Annotated in this window: 12 protein-coding genes, 1 tRNA gene, 1 other RNA gene and 2 pseudogenes; 8 read left to right on the top strand and 8 right to left on the bottom strand. The window is 69.7% G+C overall.

The window, feature by feature from the left end; translation table 11 throughout:
- Positions 1 to 29 precede the first annotated feature (29 nt).
- Positions 30 to 1,464, bottom strand: a pseudogene (locus tag IQ220_RS02135) (four-carbon acid sugar kinase family protein).
- Positions 1,465 to 1,481: 17 nt separating this feature from the next.
- Here IQ220_RS02135 and IQ220_RS02130 point away from each other — a divergent pair.
- Positions 1,482 to 2,555 carry an FAD-binding oxidoreductase gene (locus IQ220_RS02130; protein ID WP_370566310.1) on the top strand — a complete coding sequence of 358 codons (1,074 nt, stop codon included), beginning with the start codon at positions 1,482 to 1,484 and terminating at the stop codon, positions 2,553 to 2,555.
- 9 nt (positions 2,556 to 2,564) lie between these two features.
- On the opposite strand, the pseudogene IQ220_RS02125 reads toward IQ220_RS02130, so the two are convergent.
- Positions 2,565 to 3,526: pseudogene (locus IQ220_RS02125) on the bottom strand (alpha/beta fold hydrolase).
- A gap of 51 nt (positions 3,527 to 3,577) precedes the next feature.
- Between IQ220_RS02125 and IQ220_RS02120 the strand changes: the two are divergent.
- Positions 3,578 to 3,892 (top strand): hypothetical protein, encoded by a 315-nt coding sequence (locus IQ220_RS02120; protein ID WP_186698176.1) that lies wholly within the window; start codon positions 3,578 to 3,580, stop codon positions 3,890 to 3,892.
- Here the strand turns inward: IQ220_RS02120 and IQ220_RS02115 are convergent.
- Complete coding sequence (locus IQ220_RS02115; protein ID WP_193913064.1) at positions 3,852 to 4,415, bottom strand: isoprenylcysteine carboxylmethyltransferase family protein; 564 nt, start codon at positions 4,413 to 4,415, stop codon at positions 3,852 to 3,854. The genes IQ220_RS02120 and IQ220_RS02115 overlap by 41 nt on opposite strands.
- Positions 4,387 to 5,742 carry a cation:proton antiporter gene (locus IQ220_RS02110; protein WP_193913066.1) on the bottom strand — a complete coding sequence of 452 codons (1,356 nt, stop codon included), beginning with the start codon at positions 5,740 to 5,742 and terminating at the stop codon, positions 4,387 to 4,389. Before IQ220_RS02110 ends, IQ220_RS02115 begins: the two co-directional genes overlap by 29 nt.
- 129 nt (positions 5,743 to 5,871) lie before the next feature.
- On the opposite strand from IQ220_RS02110, the gene IQ220_RS02105 reads away from it, so the two are divergent.
- On the top strand, positions 5,872 to 8,313 hold the full coding sequence (locus IQ220_RS02105; protein WP_193913068.1) for a phosphoketolase: 2,442 nt from the start codon (positions 5,872 to 5,874) through the stop codon (positions 8,311 to 8,313).
- Positions 8,310 to 10,844, top strand: a complete 2,535-nt coding sequence (locus IQ220_RS02100) for a glycogen/starch/alpha-glucan phosphorylase (RefSeq protein WP_193913070.1) — start codon at positions 8,310 to 8,312, stop codon at positions 10,842 to 10,844. Before IQ220_RS02105 ends, IQ220_RS02100 begins: the two co-directional genes overlap by 4 nt.
- A 15-nt stretch (positions 10,845 to 10,859) precedes the next feature.
- Here the strand turns inward: IQ220_RS02100 and IQ220_RS02095 are convergent, their stop codons facing one another.
- Together IQ220_RS02095 and IQ220_RS02090 are read right to left on the bottom strand one after the other, a co-directional pair.
- On the bottom strand, positions 10,860 to 11,345 hold the full coding sequence (locus IQ220_RS02095) for a hypothetical protein (RefSeq protein ID WP_186698255.1): 486 nt from the start codon (positions 11,343 to 11,345) through the stop codon (positions 10,860 to 10,862).
- A gap of 65 nt (positions 11,346 to 11,410) precedes the next feature.
- Positions 11,411 to 11,749, bottom strand: a complete 339-nt coding sequence (locus IQ220_RS02090; RefSeq protein WP_193913072.1) for a hypothetical protein — start codon at positions 11,747 to 11,749, stop codon at positions 11,411 to 11,413.
- Between the two features lie 166 nt (positions 11,750 to 11,915).
- Between IQ220_RS02090 and IQ220_RS02085 the strand changes: the two genes are divergently transcribed.
- Entirely contained in the window at positions 11,916 to 13,496 is a 1,581-nt protein-coding gene (locus IQ220_RS02085; RefSeq protein WP_193913074.1) for a mechanosensitive ion channel, read from the top strand.
- Positions 13,497 to 13,542: 46 nt separating this feature from the next.
- Here IQ220_RS02085 and IQ220_RS02080 read toward each other — a convergent pair.
- Positions 13,543 to 13,616, bottom strand: a tRNA-Arg gene (locus IQ220_RS02080).
- 77 nt (positions 13,617 to 13,693) lie between these two features.
- Between IQ220_RS02080 and rnpB the strand changes: the two genes are divergently transcribed.
- Positions 13,694 to 14,104, top strand: an RNA gene (gene rnpB, locus IQ220_RS02075) — RNase P RNA component class A.
- A 39-nt stretch (positions 14,105 to 14,143) separates the two neighbouring features.
- On the top strand, positions 14,144 to 14,878 hold the full coding sequence (locus IQ220_RS02070) for a ribonuclease III domain-containing protein (RefSeq protein WP_193913076.1): 735 nt from the start codon (positions 14,144 to 14,146) through the stop codon (positions 14,876 to 14,878).
- Here the strand turns inward: IQ220_RS02070 and IQ220_RS02065 are convergent.
- Positions 14,859 to 15,038 carry an NAD(P)H dehydrogenase subunit NdhS gene (locus tag IQ220_RS02065; protein ID WP_186698263.1) on the bottom strand — a complete coding sequence of 60 codons (180 nt, stop codon included), beginning with the start codon at positions 15,036 to 15,038 and terminating at the stop codon, positions 14,859 to 14,861. The genes IQ220_RS02070 and IQ220_RS02065 overlap by 20 nt on opposite strands.
- A gap of 71 nt (positions 15,039 to 15,109) precedes the next feature.
- On the opposite strand from IQ220_RS02065, the gene rimM reads away from it, so the two are divergent.
- Positions 15,110 to 15,676, top strand: a complete 567-nt coding sequence (rimM, locus tag IQ220_RS02060; protein ID WP_193913078.1) for a ribosome maturation factor RimM — start codon at positions 15,110 to 15,112, stop codon at positions 15,674 to 15,676.
- Positions 15,677 to 15,689 lie beyond the last annotated feature (13 nt).

Below are 15,689 nucleotides of genomic sequence, written 5' to 3'. Positions count from 1 at the left end.
CGGACTGGGGCCCAGGCGGATGTTTCGCTTCAGTCCGCTGCCTGGGCGCCCTCCATCCAGAGCCAGGCCTGCCGCAGGCTGCCCGCCTCGCCGAGGTTGCCTGGGAAGGTGAGCAGGGGCAGCCGCGGCAGCGGCGCCTCGGCTGGCGGCAGCACCAGCGACAGCCCCGGCAGCAGCTGGCCCTGCAGCTCCACGGCCTCCAGGGCCAGCCCGTCGCGCAGCAGCGCCGAGCTGGTGATGCCCCCCTTGCTGATCACGTAGCCCAGCTGCGGCACAAGGGCGGCGGCCAGCCGGGCCATCAGGGCCGCCAGCCCCTGCCCCAGTCGCTGGCGCTCGGCGGCACTGGCGCAGCGCAGCTCGCCGCGGCTGGTGTGCAGCACGGCCGTGCGGCCGCTGTGGAGCACGGCCTCGAGCTGCTGCAGCCAGTCGGCCTCCAGGGAGGCCAGCAGCTCAGCGGGCAGGGGCCCCTCCAGCACCCGCGCCAGGCGGCGCACCGGCAGTTCCACCGCCTGGCAGGTGGGCTCCTGCAGCAGGGACTCCAGCTGGGCATCGGCCAGGGGCACGTGGGAGCCCACCAGCACCAGCCCCGGCAGGGGGCCGGCGGGCCCCCCGGCGCCGCAGGCCCGCCAGGGCAGAGGGTGTCAGGGGCTGGGGGGGCAGCGGCACCAGGCCGTTCAGCAGGCTGGCGGCGCACTGGCACAGGAACCGCCGCGGCCGCCCCCAGCGCTCGCTGGCCGCTGCAGCCGTGAGCTGCCGCACCGCGGCTCCCAGGGCCGCCAGCTGCTGCGGCCGCTCCGCATCCACCACCACCACCGGGTTGCCGCGCAGCGCGGCCAGGCGGGCACAGAGGGCCGCAAGGCCATCCGCCGAGGCCGCCGCCGCGTCGAGTTCCGCCAGGCCGAGCCGCTGCACGCTCCTGGCCGGCAGCCGGCCCGCACTCTTTTCCTCCACCCAGGCCGCCAGGTCGCTGCTGCTGTAGCCGAACAGGCCGTCGCGGGCGAAGGGCGTGGTGTGCACCGGCACGCCGTAGAGGCGGTGCACTCCCCCTGCGGTGGTGCGCCCCCCCGGCAGGAAGGCCGGTGCCAGCAGGGTGGCATCGAAGCCTCCGGGCTCCCGCTCCCCCGGCGCGCTCAGCAGCGGTGCCAGCTCCCGGGCGATCACCTCGCATTCCAGAGGGAAATGGCTGCGCAGGGTGGAGTCGCCCCGGCTCACCACCAGCCAGTGCCGGCAGCGCCCCTCGGCCTGCTCCGCCCTCAGCGCCTCGAGCAGGGCCCGGCAGATCTCTGCCACCCTCACGGCCGCCTCGTCCGGGGCCAGGGCGCGGCTGTCGGCCAGCACGAACAGCAGTGGTGAGGGGTGCTGCAGGCCGCGCCGCAGCGTCGCCACATCCCAGCGCAGCAGCAGCAGACAACCGTGCACGGTCTGGGATCCGGTGGGGTCGTCGTCGAGCACCACAACCTTCATGGCACCATCGTGCCGTGATGACTCCCGAGCCCAGCGATCTGCAGGCCGTGGTGCAGGACCTGCACCGGCGCAACGTCACCTGGCTGCCCGCCGGGCTCGGCAGCCGCCTCGACTGGGGACCGCCGGTGGCGCAGCCCCACACGGTGCTGAGCTGCCGGCAGCTGAACCGGATCCTGGAGCACAACCCGGGCGACTTCACCATCAGCGTGGAGGCCGGAACACCACTGGTGGAGGTGCAGCAGGCTCTGGCCCACCACGGGCAGTGGTTACCCGTGGACTGGCCCTGGGGCAGCGGCCCCGGCGGCGAGGCTTCCGGCTCCGTCGGCGGCCTGGTGGCCCGCGGCCAGGCCGGCGGCTACCGCCAGCGCTACCTGGGCGTGCGCGACCAGCTGATCGGCATCCACCTGCTGCGCAGCGATGGCGTGGCCGCCCGGGCCGGCGGCAAGGTGGTGAAGAACGTGGCCGGCTACGACCTGATGCGCCCCCTCTGCGGCAGCTGGGGCTCCCTGGCGCTGATCACGTCCGTCACCCTGCGCACCCAGCCGATTCCGCCCCACCGCCAGGGGCTGCGGCTTGAGGGGGCCAGGCCTGCCCTGGGCAGCTTCTGCCGCTGGCTGCTCGGCTCCAGCCTCAGCCCCGAGCGGCTCGACTGGCAGCGCCGCGGCGGCGAGGCCAGCCTGCTGGTGAGCCTGGCCAGCATCAGTGCCCAGACGCTCCAGGAGCAGATCGCCTGCATCGAGGCGAAGGCCGGCGGCGAAGGCCTGGGCTGCGGCTGCCTGGAGCCCGATGCCCTGGCCGCGGCGGAGTGCTGCGGCCAGGGCGACCCCGAGCCCGACTGGTTGCTGCGCCTGGGGGTGCTGCCCGACCGGCTGCCGGAGCTGCTGGAGCAACGGGCCCTCGGCGGCCTGGAGCTGGTGATGGGCGCCGGCAGTGGCCTGGCTACGCCTGGGGCAGCGCTGCCGCGGTGCCGGCCCACCGGGTGGAGAGCCTGCGGCGCCACTGCCAGGCGGCCGGAGGGGCGCTCACCCTGCTGCGGCAGCCCAGCGGCAGCAGCCTGCCCGCCTGGCTCGATGCGCCCTCCCGGCCCCTGATCGAGGCCCTCAAGCGGCAGTTCGATCCGAAGCAGCAACTGGCGCGGGGCCGTCTGCCAGGCGTGGCTCCTGTGGCTGGCTGAGCCCCGCCAGCCAGCTGAGCAGGGCTTCATTCACCTGGTCGGGCACTTCGTCGTGGGGGCAGTGCCCCGCCTCCAGCACCACCTCGGTGGTGCTCTCGGGCGCGTGGCGCTGGAAGGCCTGGCGGCGCCCCACCGCGTTGATCCAGGGATCGCGGATGCCCCAGAGCAGCAGCAGCGGGCAGCGCAGCTCGGCGAACAGCTCATCGAGGGGCTGGCCCCGGGGAATGTCGAACACCGTGCGGAACACGCCGAAGGCGCCCGGATCCAGGGAGGGCCGCCGGATCGCCTCCACCAGGGCGTCGTCGACGTTGGTGCGGTCGATGTACACCTGGTTCAGGGTGCGGCGGATCGTGGCGGGGCGGCGCAGGTTCTCGAACAGCAGCCGCTGCAGCACGGGGCTGCGCAGCAAGGCGCCGCCGATCGTCTGGCGGGTGATGGCGCCCCAGCCCTTCGGCGGGGCCTGCTCATCGCTGAAGGGGCCGGCGGCATTCACCAGCACCACCCCGGCCGCTCGCGACCCGGCGCGGCCTCGCCCTTGAGGGCCGCCGCCGCCGCCAGGGCGGCGAAGCCGCCGAGGGAATTGCCCACCAGCACCGTGGGCCGGCCGATGCGCTCAGCCACATAGGCCACCAGTTGATCGCGCCAGAGTCCGCCGCCATAGGCCAGCCCGGCGGGCTTGGCGCTGCGGCCGAAGCCGAGCAGATCCACGGCATGCACCTCGTGGCTGCGGGCCAGGGCCGGGATGTTGTAGCGCCAGTGGTCGGTGGAGGCCCCGAAGCCGTGCACCAGCAGCACCGCAGGCCCCAGCGGCCGCTCCGGCCCCGCCACCACGGCGTGCACCGGGTGGCCCAGGTGGGTCCAGGGCTGGGCAATCGGCTGATCGGGCACTGCAGCGGCCGGCAGGGAGGGTCGATGCTAAGGAGCACCGCGAGCTCACCCTTGCCCCTCGCCAGCATCGACTGGATCGCCCTGCTGCCGGGGATCGCCCTCTGGGCGCTGGCGCTTTACCTGCCGCTCAGCCTGCCCCTGGCCAGGCTCGAGCAGGCCCTTGAGGCCGGCAGCTGGCCGCCCCTGCTGCAGCAGGTGGTGCTGGTGGGGCTCAGTCTGGCCGCGGCCGTGGCCGTGGGTGCCCTCACGGAGATCGGCCTGGGCCTGGCCCTGGGCCCCAGCTGGGCCTCCAGCCTCGGCCTGATCGCCGTGGGCTGGGGGCTGTTCACAGCTCTCGCCAGTCGAGCCAGGGAAGACGAGGAATGATCGCTGCGGTGGAGTGCCGGTAGGCGGCGTAGTCGGGGTGGGTGCTGGCCAGGGCCCGCTCCTCGCGCCGCGCCTTGCCGCCCAGTACCGCGCCGAGGGCCAGCAGCAGGCCCAGGTGCAGCAGGCTGCCGAGGGCCAGCGTCACCCCCAGGGAGCAGAGCAGCACCGCCTGGTAGAGGGGGTGGCGGCAGCGGCCGTAGGCGCCGCTGGTGACCAGGGCCGCCCCCGGAATCGGCTCCGGCAGGGGCGAGAGGCTGGCGCCCAGGCTCAGGAAGCCCTGCAGGGCCAGCCCCATCCCCACCAGGAACAGCACCGCGCCGCCCAGGGCCAGGGGCAAGGGCCAGGCATAGCCCCAGGAGCCAGGCGCCGGCCAGGGCGGCAGCAGGTGGGCGGCGATCAGCAGCAACTGGGCCAGCAACCACCACTCGCCGCGGCGGTTGTCGCGCCAGCCGCCCCAGCTCAGGCCCCAGCGCCGCAGCAGCGACACACCGGCATCAGGTGGGGATTTCGGCGAGGGGGTCAAGGTCGGGTCCTCCGGATTGGCCGCCGAGCACCAGTCTGAGCAGGATCGGGGCCAGGAAGGTGGTGCCGATCACCATCAGCAGGATGGCCGCCTCCAGCGACTTGGTGAGCAGGCCGGCCTGGCTGCCGAGCCCCAGGAAGATCAGTCCCACCTCGCCGCGGGGCATCATCCCCAGCCCCACCACCAGCCGGTTCGTCTTCTCCTTGCTCACGTAGCTCCAGCCCGCCGCCACCTTGCCCAGGATCGCCACCACCAGCAGGAAGGCGGCCACGATCAGCCCCTCGTGGTTCTCGGGGTTCATCGGGTTGAGCACCGAGAGATCCATGCCGGTGCCGATCAGCACGAAGAAGATCGTGGCGAACAGGGCCACCAGCGGCTGCACCGTGCCCTGGATCGCATGGGTGTGCTTGGAGCCACTGAGGATCAGGCCCGCCGCGAAGGCACCCAGCGCCGCCTCCAGGCCGATCGCCTGGGCGGCGAAACAGCACAGGGTGAGCACCACGAAACCGGCCACCACCACCTCGCCGGGAGCCTTGAGCCGATCCAGTACCCAGTCAAAGGCAGGCGCGGCCGTGCGGCTCAGGAACAGCGCCGCAGCCACGAACACCCCGGCGGCCACCACCAGTTTCAGCAGCGGGGCCAGCTCGAAGCTGCCGCCTCCGGCCAGGCTCACCACCACGGCCAGGATCACGATGCCGAGGATGTCATCGAGCACGGCCGCGCCGATCACCGTCTGCCCCTCACGGGTGCGCAGGAACTTGAGCTCCCCGAACACGCTGGCGGTGATGCCGATCGAGGTGGCCGTCATGGCCGCTCCGGCGAACACGGCAGGAATCAACGGCACGTCAAAGAAGTAGTAGAGGCCGGCCGTGCCCAGGGCGAAGGGCAGCACCACGCCCGTCACCGCCACGGTGGTGGCCTGGGCGCCCACGGCCACCAGCTCATCGAGCTCACTCTCCAGGCCGGTGAGGAACAGCAGGGCGTAGAGCCCGATCTCCGACACCTGCTTGAGGTTGGGGAAGGTTTCGGCGTAGAGATCCTGCACGCTGGCCGGCTCCAGGCCGGAGAGGGAGCCGAGCACCGAAAGGCTCCATGCGGACAGCTGGGCCTGGGTGTCCGGCGGCACGATCAGGTGCAGCCCCGACACGCCGATCACAACGCCAGCCACCAGCTCGCCCAGGATCGTGGGCAGCTGCAGGCGCACCATCAGCTCAGCGAGCACCCGAGCCGCCACGAAGATCACCAGGAATTCGCCAACGGAAATCAGCGTTTCGGCCACCTCCGACTGGTGACTGTCGACAGCGAGCAACAGGGCTGGCAGGGTCATGGAGAGGTTCGGCTGGGGCCGATCGGGTCGTCGGCGCCGGTGTTCGGACGCAGATCTCTAACCAGCGGCGCCGTTCCACCGTGGCCATGGTCGCTACCGTCCGCACATGCCGTTTCTGGGCTGACTGAGATGGGAGAACTGCTCTCCACCGCCATCCCGAGCCTCACCAGCAGCCTGCCGCCTCCCTCCACCACGCCCTCCCAGCAGGACCTGGCCCTGATCGATCGCTGGTGGCGCGCCGCCAACTATCTGGCGGTGGGGATGATCTATCTGCAGGACAATCCGCTGCTGCAGCAGCCCCTCCAGCCCGAGCACATCAAGAACCGGCTGCTGGGCCACTGGGGGTCGAGCCCAGGCCAGGCCTTCATCTGGGCCCATGCCAACCGGCTGATCCGGGAGCGCGACCTGGACATGCTCTACCTCTCTGGGCCAGGCCACGGCGCCCCAGGCGTGCTGGCCCCCACCTACCTCGATGGCAGCTACAGCGAGGTGTACCCCGACATCTCCCGCGACAGCGAGGGGATGCGGCGCTTCTTCAAGCAGTTCTCCTTCCCGGGCCACATCGGCTCCCACTGCACCCCGGAAACCCCCGGCTCGATCCATGAGGGCGGCGAGCTGGGCTACGTGCTCTCGCACGCCTGCGGCGCGGTGTTCGATAACCCCGAGCTGATCGCCGTGGCCTGCGTGGGCGATGGCGAGGCCGAAACCGGCCCGCTGGCCACCAGCTGGCACATCAACAAATTCCTCAACCCGATTTCGGACGGGGCGGTGCTGCCGGTGCTGCACCTCAACGGCTACAAGATCGCCAACCCCACCCTGCTGGCCCGCATCCCGCGCGAGGAGCTGGTGAGCCTGCTGCGCGGTTACGGCTGGGAGCCGATCCTGGTGGAGGGCCATGAGCCCCACGCCATGCACGCCGCCATGGCCGCGGCCATGGACCAGGCCGTCGATGCGATCCAGCAGGTGCGCGCCACCTGCCGGGCCAGCGGCGAGGCCGTGCGCCCGGCCTGGCCGATGATCGTGCTGCGCTCCCCCAAGGGCTGGACCGGCCCCGCCGCCCTCGGCGACAAGAAGATCGAGAACTTCTGGAGGGCTCACCAGGTGCCCCTGGCCGCCCCCAAGACCGATCCCCAGCAGCTGGCCATGCTGGAGGCCTGGATGCGCAGCTACCGGCCTGAGGAGCTGTTCGACAGTGAAGGCCGCCTCTGGCCCGACCTCGAGGCTCTCGCGCCGGTGGGCCCCAGGCGGATGGGCTCCAGCCCCCATGCCAATGGCGGCCAGCTGCGCCGCAAGCTGCGCCTGGCGCCGGTGGAGGCCTATGCCGTGCCGGTGGAGCAGCCAGGAGCCACTGAGCACGAGAACACGGCGCCCCTGGGCTGCCTGCTGCGCGATTCCATTGCGCGCAACCCCGATTCGCTGCGGGTGTTCGGCCCGGATGAAACCGCCTCCAACCGCCTGCAGGCGATCTACGAGGTGAGCAAGAAGGTGTGGATGGAAGACCTCCTCCCCGAAGACCTCAACGGCAGCGAACTGGCCCGCGAGGGCCGCGTGGTGGAGATGCTCTCGGAGCACACCCTGGTGGGGATGATGGAGGGCTACCTGCTCACCGGCCGCTACGGCTTCTTCCACACCTACGAGGCCTTTGCCCATGTGATCGCCTCGATGTTCAACCAGCACGCCAAGTGGCTGGAGAGCTGCATCCACCACGCCACCTGGCGGGCCCCGATCGGCGCCTGGAACTGCCTGATCTCCTCCACGGTGTGGCGCCAGGATCACAACGGCTTCACCCACCAGGATCCGGGCTTCATCGATCTGGCCGGCAACAAGAGTGGCGAGGTGGTTCGCGTCTACCTGCCGGCCGATGCCAACTCCCTGCTGGCGGTGGCGGAAGAGGCCCTGGTGGAGCCCAACGTCTGCAACATCATCGTTTCCGACAAGCAGAAACACCTCCAGTACCTCAGCCTGGAGCAGGCCCGTGCCCACGTGGCCAAGGGCATCAGCATCTTCAGCTGGGCCAGCAACGATGACAGCGGCACTGAACCCGATGAGCCCGATGTGGTGATGGCCTGCGCCGGCGACATCCCCACCAAGGAAACCCTGGCGGCGGTGCAGATCCTTCGTCATGAGTGCCCCAGGTTGAAGATCAGGGTGCTCAATGTGGTGAAGCTGTTTGCTCTCACCGAACCCTCGGAACATCCCCATGGCCTCAGTGATCGGGATTTCGACAGCCTGTTCACCACGAACAAGCCGGTGATCTTCAACTTCCACGGCTATCCCTGGCTGATTCACCGGCTGGTCTACCGCCGCACCAACCACCCCAACTTCCACGTGCGTGGTTACAAGGAAAAAGGCAACATCAACACGCCTCTGGAGCTGGCGATGAACAACCAGATCGATCGCTTCAATCTCGTGATTGACGTGATTGATCGCGTTACCGGGCTCGGCTCAAGGGCCGCCCATGTGAAGGAACGGATGAAGAACGCCATCCTGGCCAATCGCGCCCATGCCCACACCCATGGCATGGATGCCCCCGAGATCACCAACTGGCGCTGGAGTACACCCGAGGCATGACCACCATCCAACCCAGGCCTCTGCGCCTGCCCACCCCGGGCTGTTACGCCGACTCCGACCGCAGCGGCTCCGGGCCGGAGGACCTGTTTGACGGCATGACCGGGCACCTGTTCTTCAGCCTCGGCAAGCTGGCCCCCACCGCCACCCGCCACGACCTCTACGTGGCCCTCAGCTACGCCGTGCGCGACCGGCTGATGACCCGCTACCTGGCCGGCCTCGAGGCCCTGCGGGCGGCTCCCACCCGGGTGGTGGCCTATCTCTCGGCCGAGTTCCTGATCGGGCCGCAGCTGGGCAACAACCTGCTGATGCTGGGCATCGAGGAGGCGGCGAGCCAGGCCCTGAAGCGCTTCGGAATCGACGATCTGCACCAGATCCTGGACGTGGAGGAGGAGCCGGGGCTGGGCAACGGCGGCCTGGGCCGCCTGGCCGCCTGCTTCCTCGAATCGCTCTCCTCGCTGGAGATCCCGGCCTCCGGCTACGGCATCCGCTACGAATTCGGCATCTTCGATCAGCTGATCCGCGATGGTTGGCAGGTGGAGGTCACCGACAAGTGGCTCAAGGCCGGCTGGCCCTGGGAGTTGCCCCAGCCCGATCAGGCCTGCTTCGTGGGCTTTGGTGGCCGCACCGAGACCTACCGCGACAGCAACGGCGTGCAGCGGTCGCGCTGGATTCCTGCCGAGCATGCCATCGGCATCCCCCACGATGTGCCGGTGCTGGGCTACCGGGTGAACACCTGCAACCGGCTGCGCCTGTGGCGCGCCGATGCCACCGAGAGCTTCGACTTCTACGCCTTCAACATCGGCGATTACTACGGCGCCGTGGAGGAGAAGGTGGGCAGCGAAACCCTCTCCAAGGTGCTCTATCCCAATGACGGCACCGACGAGGGCCGGCGTCTGCGCCTCAAGCAGCAGCACTTCTTTGTGAGCTGCTCCCTGCAGGACATGCTGCGCAGCCTGGAGGGCCGCGGTCTGCCGATCGAGGAGTTTCCCGATCACTGGGCGGTGCAGCTCAACGACACCCACCCCTCCATCGCGGTGGCCGAACTGATGCGGCTGCTGATCGATGAGAAGCAACTGCCCTGGGACACCGCCTGGGACATCACCAGCCGCTCGCTCTCCTACACCAACCACACCCTGCTGCCCGAGGCCCTCGAGAAGTGGGGCCTGGACCTGTTCGGCTCGCTGCTGCCCCGGCACCTGGAGCTGATCTTCGAGATCAACCGCCGTTTCCTGCAGCAGGTGCGCCTGCGCTACCCGGGCGATGAGGGCGTGCTCAGGCGGATGTCGATCATCGATGAGGACGGCGGCAAGGCCGTTCGGATGGCGAATCTGGCCACGGTGGCCTCCCATCACGTCAATGGCGTGGCGGCCCTGCACAGCCAGCTGGTCACCACCGACCTCTTTCCGGACTTCGCCACGTTCTGGCCTGAGAAGTTCACCAACGTCACCAACGGCGTCACCCCCCGGCGCTGGATGGCGCTCTCCAATCCACAGCTGAGCGATCTGCTCAACGAGGCGATCGGTGAAGGCTGGGTGCGCGATCTCAGCCAGCTGAAGCGGCTGGAGGGCTTTGTGGATGACAGCGCCTTCCTGGAGCGCTGGGATGCCACCAAGCTGGCCGTGAAGACCCAGCTCAGCCATTACATCCATCGCCATAACGGCGTGCTGGTCGACCCGGCTTCCCTGTTCGACGTGCAGGTGAAGCGGATCCATGAGTACAAGCGCCAGCATCTCAACGCGCTGCAGGTGGTCGCCCAGTACCTGCGCATCAAACACGGCGATGGTGACCATCTGCCGCCCCGCACGGTGATCTTCGGTGGCAAGGCCGCTCCCGGCTATTACATGGCCAAGCTGATCATCCGGTTCATCAACGGCATCGCCGAAACGATCAACTCGGACCCCGAGATGGAGGGCCGTCTGCGGGTGATCTTCCTGGCGGATTACAACGTGAAGCTGGGCGAGAGGGTCTACCCCGCCTCCGACCTCTCCGAGCAGATCTCCACCGCCGGCATGGAGGCCTCCGGCACCGGCAACATGAAGTTCGCCATGAATGGCGCCCTCACCATCGGCACCCTCGATGGGGCCAACGTGGAGATCCGGGAGCAAGTGGGAGAAGACAACTTCTTCCTGTTCGGCAAGACCACCTCAGAGATCGCCGCACTGCGCAGTGGCGGCTACCGCCCCTGGGAACTGATCGGCTCCATGCCGGAACTGGCCGAGGTGTTGCGCCTGGTGGAGCAGGGGCACTTCAGCAATGGCGACGGAGAGCTGTTCCGCCCGCTGCTGCAGAACCTCACCGGCCGGGATCCCTACTTCGTGCTGGCCGACTTCGACGACTACCTCGGTGCTCAGCAGAGCGTGGGTGAGGCCTGGGCCGACCGTTCCCGCTGGAACCGCATGGCCCTGCTCAACACCGCCCGCAGCGGCTTCTTCTCCTCCGACCGCTCGATTCAGGACTACGCGGACAAGATCTGGCAGGTGAAGCCCTACCCAGTGAAGATCACCTGCGAGACCGACGCGATGCCCGACTGATCCGGTCTTGCCCGATCAGCCCCGGTCGGGCAGATCGGGGGTCTGGTGCAGCAGGCGGTTGAGCCGCAGCCGATCGGCGTTGAGCGGATCGGGGGCCAGCTCTCCAGCCACCTCGCGGAACTTCTGCTCCACCTCATCCGGCATGCGCACATCGAAGATGCGCTCCATCAGCGCCTCGATCGAGAACAGGTGGGCGTTGATGTTCTCCAGGTCCGCCAGGGCCTGCTGGAAGGCATCCGGCTCCGGGGCCTGCTCAGGCGCCACGGCAGCCCCGCCGCTGTCTGAGGGGGGAGGGGTGGCGGCAGCCGGGGCCGCCTCCTCAGCGGCATCGGCCTGTTTCTGCAATTCATCCATCACCCGGCCCGCCAGCGTCCGGAAGGACTGCAGGGCAGCCCAGTTGAGCTCCTGCTGCTGGCGCAGGGTGGGGTTTTCGCGGATCAATCGGTCATGTTCCCGATAGAACCGCTGGCAATCAGGGCACTGGCAGGGCTCTTCGGGCACCGCGCTCCCCAGGGAAGTCAATGCCCATCATGGCACCGAGGGCCAGGGTCAGCCGCTTTGAGGGTTCAGGCGGCCAGGCCGTCTCCCTGGCTGCAGTCGCCGGCTCCAGCGTCGTCGTCACTGTCGTCGCAGGCTGAGGGGATCGGGATCTCAATGGTGCTCACCACCTGAATCACATCTCTCAGCCGCATCGAATCGGCAAACCAGCCCATGGCCTGCTCGGTATCGCCGCGTTGCTCGGCGTCCCCGGCCTGCTCCTCGTGGGCCTGGGCCAGCAGCGCCAGCCAGCAGAGGCAGCGGGCCTGCATCACCGAGAGATCCAGTTCGTCGAGATGCCCGTCGGCGATGCGCTCACTTTCCTGCTGCACCAACAGGCGCAGGCGCAGATCATGCAGTTGCGTCATGGAGGTCCCGACGTTGGCCCCACGCTAGCGGCAGTGGTGGAAATCAACAGGCCACCATAGGTAGCGTCAGCTACGACAAGTCCCATTCGCGGCCGTTGCTTGACATCTGGGGACGCTCTGCACAGGGTTGAAGTTGACAGCCCCGATCCCCCTCCTCAGAGTGCCGATGACCGATCCGATCAAGGCTCTGGTGGGGCCGCAGATGCTGGGCCTGGTGGGCAATCTGCTCGGTGCCCTCGGCATCCTGTTGCTGGGCTACGTGGTGGCCGCCCTGCTGGCCCGGGGTGTGCGGCGATTGCTGCGCCGCACGGGGCTCGACCGTCGCATCAGCGGTGCCGTGGGCGCTGGCAGCTCCGGCTCGATGCCCCAGCTCGACCGACTGCTCTCCGGGGTGGTGTTCTGGGTGGTGATGGTGCTGTCGATCGTGGCGGCCCTGAACGTGCTGCAGCTCACCACCGTTTCGGAGCCGCTCAACCAGTTCCTCAATCAGATCTTTGCCTTCCTGCCCCAGCTGGGCGCGGCCGCCGTGCTGGCGGCGGTGGGCTGGCTGCTGGCCTCCCTGGCCCGCGCTGCCCTGCGGCGCGTGACCCAGGGCCTCAGCCCCTCCCCCGAGCCGGAGAGTGGGCCTCTGGCTGCTGCCGCTGCAGCCCCGGAGGCCGCTGCTGATGCCGCCCCCGACACCATGGCGGCCGAGGCCGCTCAGCCGGTTGCCCTGGTCGGCCAGGTGGGTCACACCCTGGCCGAGGTTGTGTACTGGCTGGTGCTGCTGTTCTTCCTGCCGCTGATCCTCAACGCCCTCAACCTGGGCTCCCAGGTCACCCCCGTGGTGAACCTGTTCGACAGCTTCCTGGGTGCCCTGCCCCAGATCGCCAAGGCCGCCGCGATTGCGGCCGTGGGCTGGTTCCTGGCCCGCACGGTGCGCCTGCTGGTGGCCAACCTGCTCGCCTCCAGCGGCATCGACCAGGTGGGTGCCGGCTTCGGCCTTGATCCCAAGCAGGGAGGCCGCAAGCTCTCCTGGCTGGTGGGCACCGTGGTGTATGTGCTGATCCTGATTCCCACTGCCACCGCCGCCCTCGACGCCCTGGCCATCCCGGCGATCTCCACGCCGGCCACGGCGATGCTGAACAGCATCCTCTCGGCCCTGCCCCTGATCTTCACCGCTGCACTGGTGCTGGCCCTGGGCGTGGTGGCGGGCCGCTTCATCGGCCAGCTGGTGAGTCGGCTGCTGGCCGGGGTGGGTTTCGACCGCCTCTACACCTGGATGGGGCTGGAGGGGCTCAACCGCGACGGCGACAACCCCATCGGCCGGCGTCCCTCTGAGCTGCTGGGAGTGGTGGCCCAGGTGGGCGTTGTGCTGTTCGCGGCCGTGGCCGCCACCGATGTGCTCAACCTGCCAGGCCTGGCCTTGGTTGTGGAGGGTCTGCTGCTGCTGTTCGGCCAGATTCTCTCGGGCCTGGTGGTGTTCGCCGTGGGCCTCTACCTGGCTCAGTTGGCCCACCACCTGGTGAGCGGCTCCAGCGGGCACCAGGCCCCTCTGCTGGGCCAGATCTCCCGGGTGGCGATCATCGGCTTCAGCGGCGCCATGGCTCTGCAGCAGATCGGCGTTGCTCCAAACATCGTGGGCCTGGCCTTTGGCCTGGTGCTCGGGTCGCTGGCCGTGGCTGCCGCCGTGGCCTTCGGCCTCGGTGGTCGCGAGGTGGCGGCCGAGCAGCTGCGCGAGTGGGTGGGCAGCCTCAAGCGCCGCTGAGGCCACTGCCAAGGGCGGTGCTCGAGGCTTCACCGCGTGGGCCATACGGGGCTGGCGGGACTCGAACCCACGACCTACGGTTTAGGAAACCGTCGCTCTATCCGGCTGAGCTACAGCCCCCTGCGACGCCATTATGCGACCGCCACCCCACCGGGTCCGCAGCCCTGGCCGCCGGACCGAAAGGCATCATGGGGGGTGAAAGCAGGCGAGGTGATCGCGATCGGGGGGCAGCGGTCTTCGGGCCGCCGGTCCGCCCGGTTGAGGAAAGTCCGGGCTCCCCAATGGCCAGGCTTGCTGGGTAACGCCCAGTGCGGGTGACCGCGAGGAGAGTGCCACAGAAAAACACCGCCGATGGCCGGGGCTTGTCCCCGTGCACAGGCAAGGGTGCAAAGGTGCGGTAAGAGCGCACCAGCAGCATCGAGAGGTGCTGGCTCGGTAAACCCCGGCTGGGAGCAAGGCCCAGGGACAACGGTTGGCCATGACACCCGTCCCGCCACAAGTGCGCCGCTCGAGGCCGTCGGAGACGGCGGTCCCAGACAGATGATCGCCCCGGAGCGAGGGTTCGCCCGGCTCCGGAACAGAACCCGGCTTACGCCCTGCTTTCACCCCTTCGGCTGGCCTGCGCCGCCCCGCCCCATCCCGTTGCCGTGACCCCCGACCGCCGCCGCCAACTGGTGACCTTTCTGGCCGCCCTTGGCCTCGATCCAGATGGCCCCGGCGGCCCCGGATCGACGGCGGAGGCCCTGGCCCCGGTGGATGAGGCCCTCACCCACACCTCCGCCCGCCTGCCCCGCAACCACGAGCAGCTGGAGTTCCTCGGCGACGCCGTGCTGAGGCTGGCGGCCTCCGAATACCTGCGTCAGCACCACCACGGCCTCAGCGTGGGCCGCCACGCGGCCCTGCGCAGCCAGCTGGTGAGTGACCGCTGGCTGGCGGAACTGGGCCAGGAGTGTGGCGTGGCCAGCGTGGCCCTGATCGGTCCGATGGCCCAGGGCGACCGCGCCGGCGAGGCCACCGTGCGGGCGGAGCTGTGCGAGGCCCTGATCGGTGGCCTGTATCAGGCCTGGGGCTCCCTGCAGCCGGTGCACCGCTGGCTCACCCCCCACTGGCAGCGCAGCAGCGCGGCCCTGCTGGCCGATCCCGACCGGCACAACTGGAAGTCGGCGCTGCAGGAGTGGACCCAGGGCCAGGGCCTGGGGCTGCCGCGCTACAGCTGCCGTGAAGCCAGCCCGGCCCACGGCGATCCCCGGCGGTTTCACTGCCGCGTGAGCTTTGAGGCGAGCGGGCCGGAACCGGCCGAGGGCTGGGGTGGGTCGCGCCGGGCCGCCGAGCAGGACGCGGCGCGGCTGGCCCTCGCCCGCCTCAGAGCTGCTCGAGGGTGAGCAGGGGCACCGTGACCAGCTTGTCCCAGTTGCCGCCCTCGAACAGCACGGCGGCCCGGTTGCCGCTGATCCGCTGCACGAAGCCCTTGTAGCCGTTGTAGATCGAGCGCCCGTCACGCACCACCACGGTGCTGCCCGGCAGGATCGGAAGGTCAGTCATGGTGGAAAACCGGCGTGGGGCCATTATCGGCTGTAAGCGCCAGCGATGACTGCGATCGACGAGCCCCAGCGATGACGGAAACCGAAGAACTGCTGGTGGTGGGCCGCTTGGTGGCGGCCCAGGGGCTGAAGGGGGAGGTGCGGGTGCTGCCCATGAGCGACTTCCCCGAGCGCTTCACCCGGCCCGGCCGCCGCTGGCTGCAGCGGCGCGGCCAGGTGGCCCGCCCCCTGGAGCTGCTCTCTGGAAGGCCCCTGCCAGGTAAGGAGCTGTTCGTGCTGCGCCTGGCCGGGGTCGACAGCCGCGAGGCGGCCGAGGCCGTGGTGGGCGAAGAGCTGCTGGTGCCCGCCAGCGACCGTCCCAGGTTGGCCCCCGGCGAGTTCTACCTGCTGGATCTGGTGGGCCTCGAGGTGCGCCTGCTCGAGGGCGGCGTTGAGGGCGTTGCTGAGAGCGGCAACGGGGCGGGTGTGGTGCTGGGCACGGTCACCAACCTGATCCACGCGGGCAACGACCTGCTGGAAGTGGCCCGCAGCGACGGTCGCCGGCTGCTGATCCCGTTCGTGCAGGCGATCGTGCCGGAGGTGAGGCTGGCGGAGGGCTGGATCGGCATCACCCCTCCTCCAGGTCTGCTTGACCTCTGAAACCTGGCGGGCT

The organism is Cyanobium sp. LEGE 06113 (genome assembly GCF_015207615.1).
The sequence above is the reverse complement of the archived record's forward strand: the minus strand, read 5'-3'. Positions and strand labels throughout refer to the sequence as shown.

Coding starts and splice junctions, on each gene's coding strand:
- IQ220_RS02130 (WP_370566310.1), top strand. CDS start 1,482: ATGACTCCCGAGCCCAGCGATCTGCAGGCCGTGGTGCAGGACCTGCAC.
- IQ220_RS02110 (WP_193913066.1), bottom strand. CDS start 5,742: ATGACCCTGCCAGCCCTGTTGCTCGCTGTCGACAGTCACCAGTCGGAG.
- IQ220_RS02105 (WP_193913068.1), top strand. CDS start 5,872: ATGGGAGAACTGCTCTCCACCGCCATCCCGAGCCTCACCAGCAGCCTG.
- IQ220_RS02100 (WP_193913070.1), top strand. CDS start 8,310: ATGACCACCATCCAACCCAGGCCTCTGCGCCTGCCCACCCCGGGCTGT.
- IQ220_RS02090 (WP_193913072.1), bottom strand. CDS start 11,749: ATGACGCAACTGCATGATCTGCGCCTGCGCCTGTTGGTGCAGCAGGAA.
- IQ220_RS02085 (WP_193913074.1), top strand. CDS start 11,916: ATGACCGATCCGATCAAGGCTCTGGTGGGGCCGCAGATGCTGGGCCTG.
- IQ220_RS02065 (WP_186698263.1), bottom strand. CDS start 15,038: ATGACTGACCTTCCGATCCTGCCGGGCAGCACCGTGGTGGTGCGTGAC.
- rimM (WP_193913078.1), top strand. CDS start 15,110: ATGACGGAAACCGAAGAACTGCTGGTGGTGGGCCGCTTGGTGGCGGCC.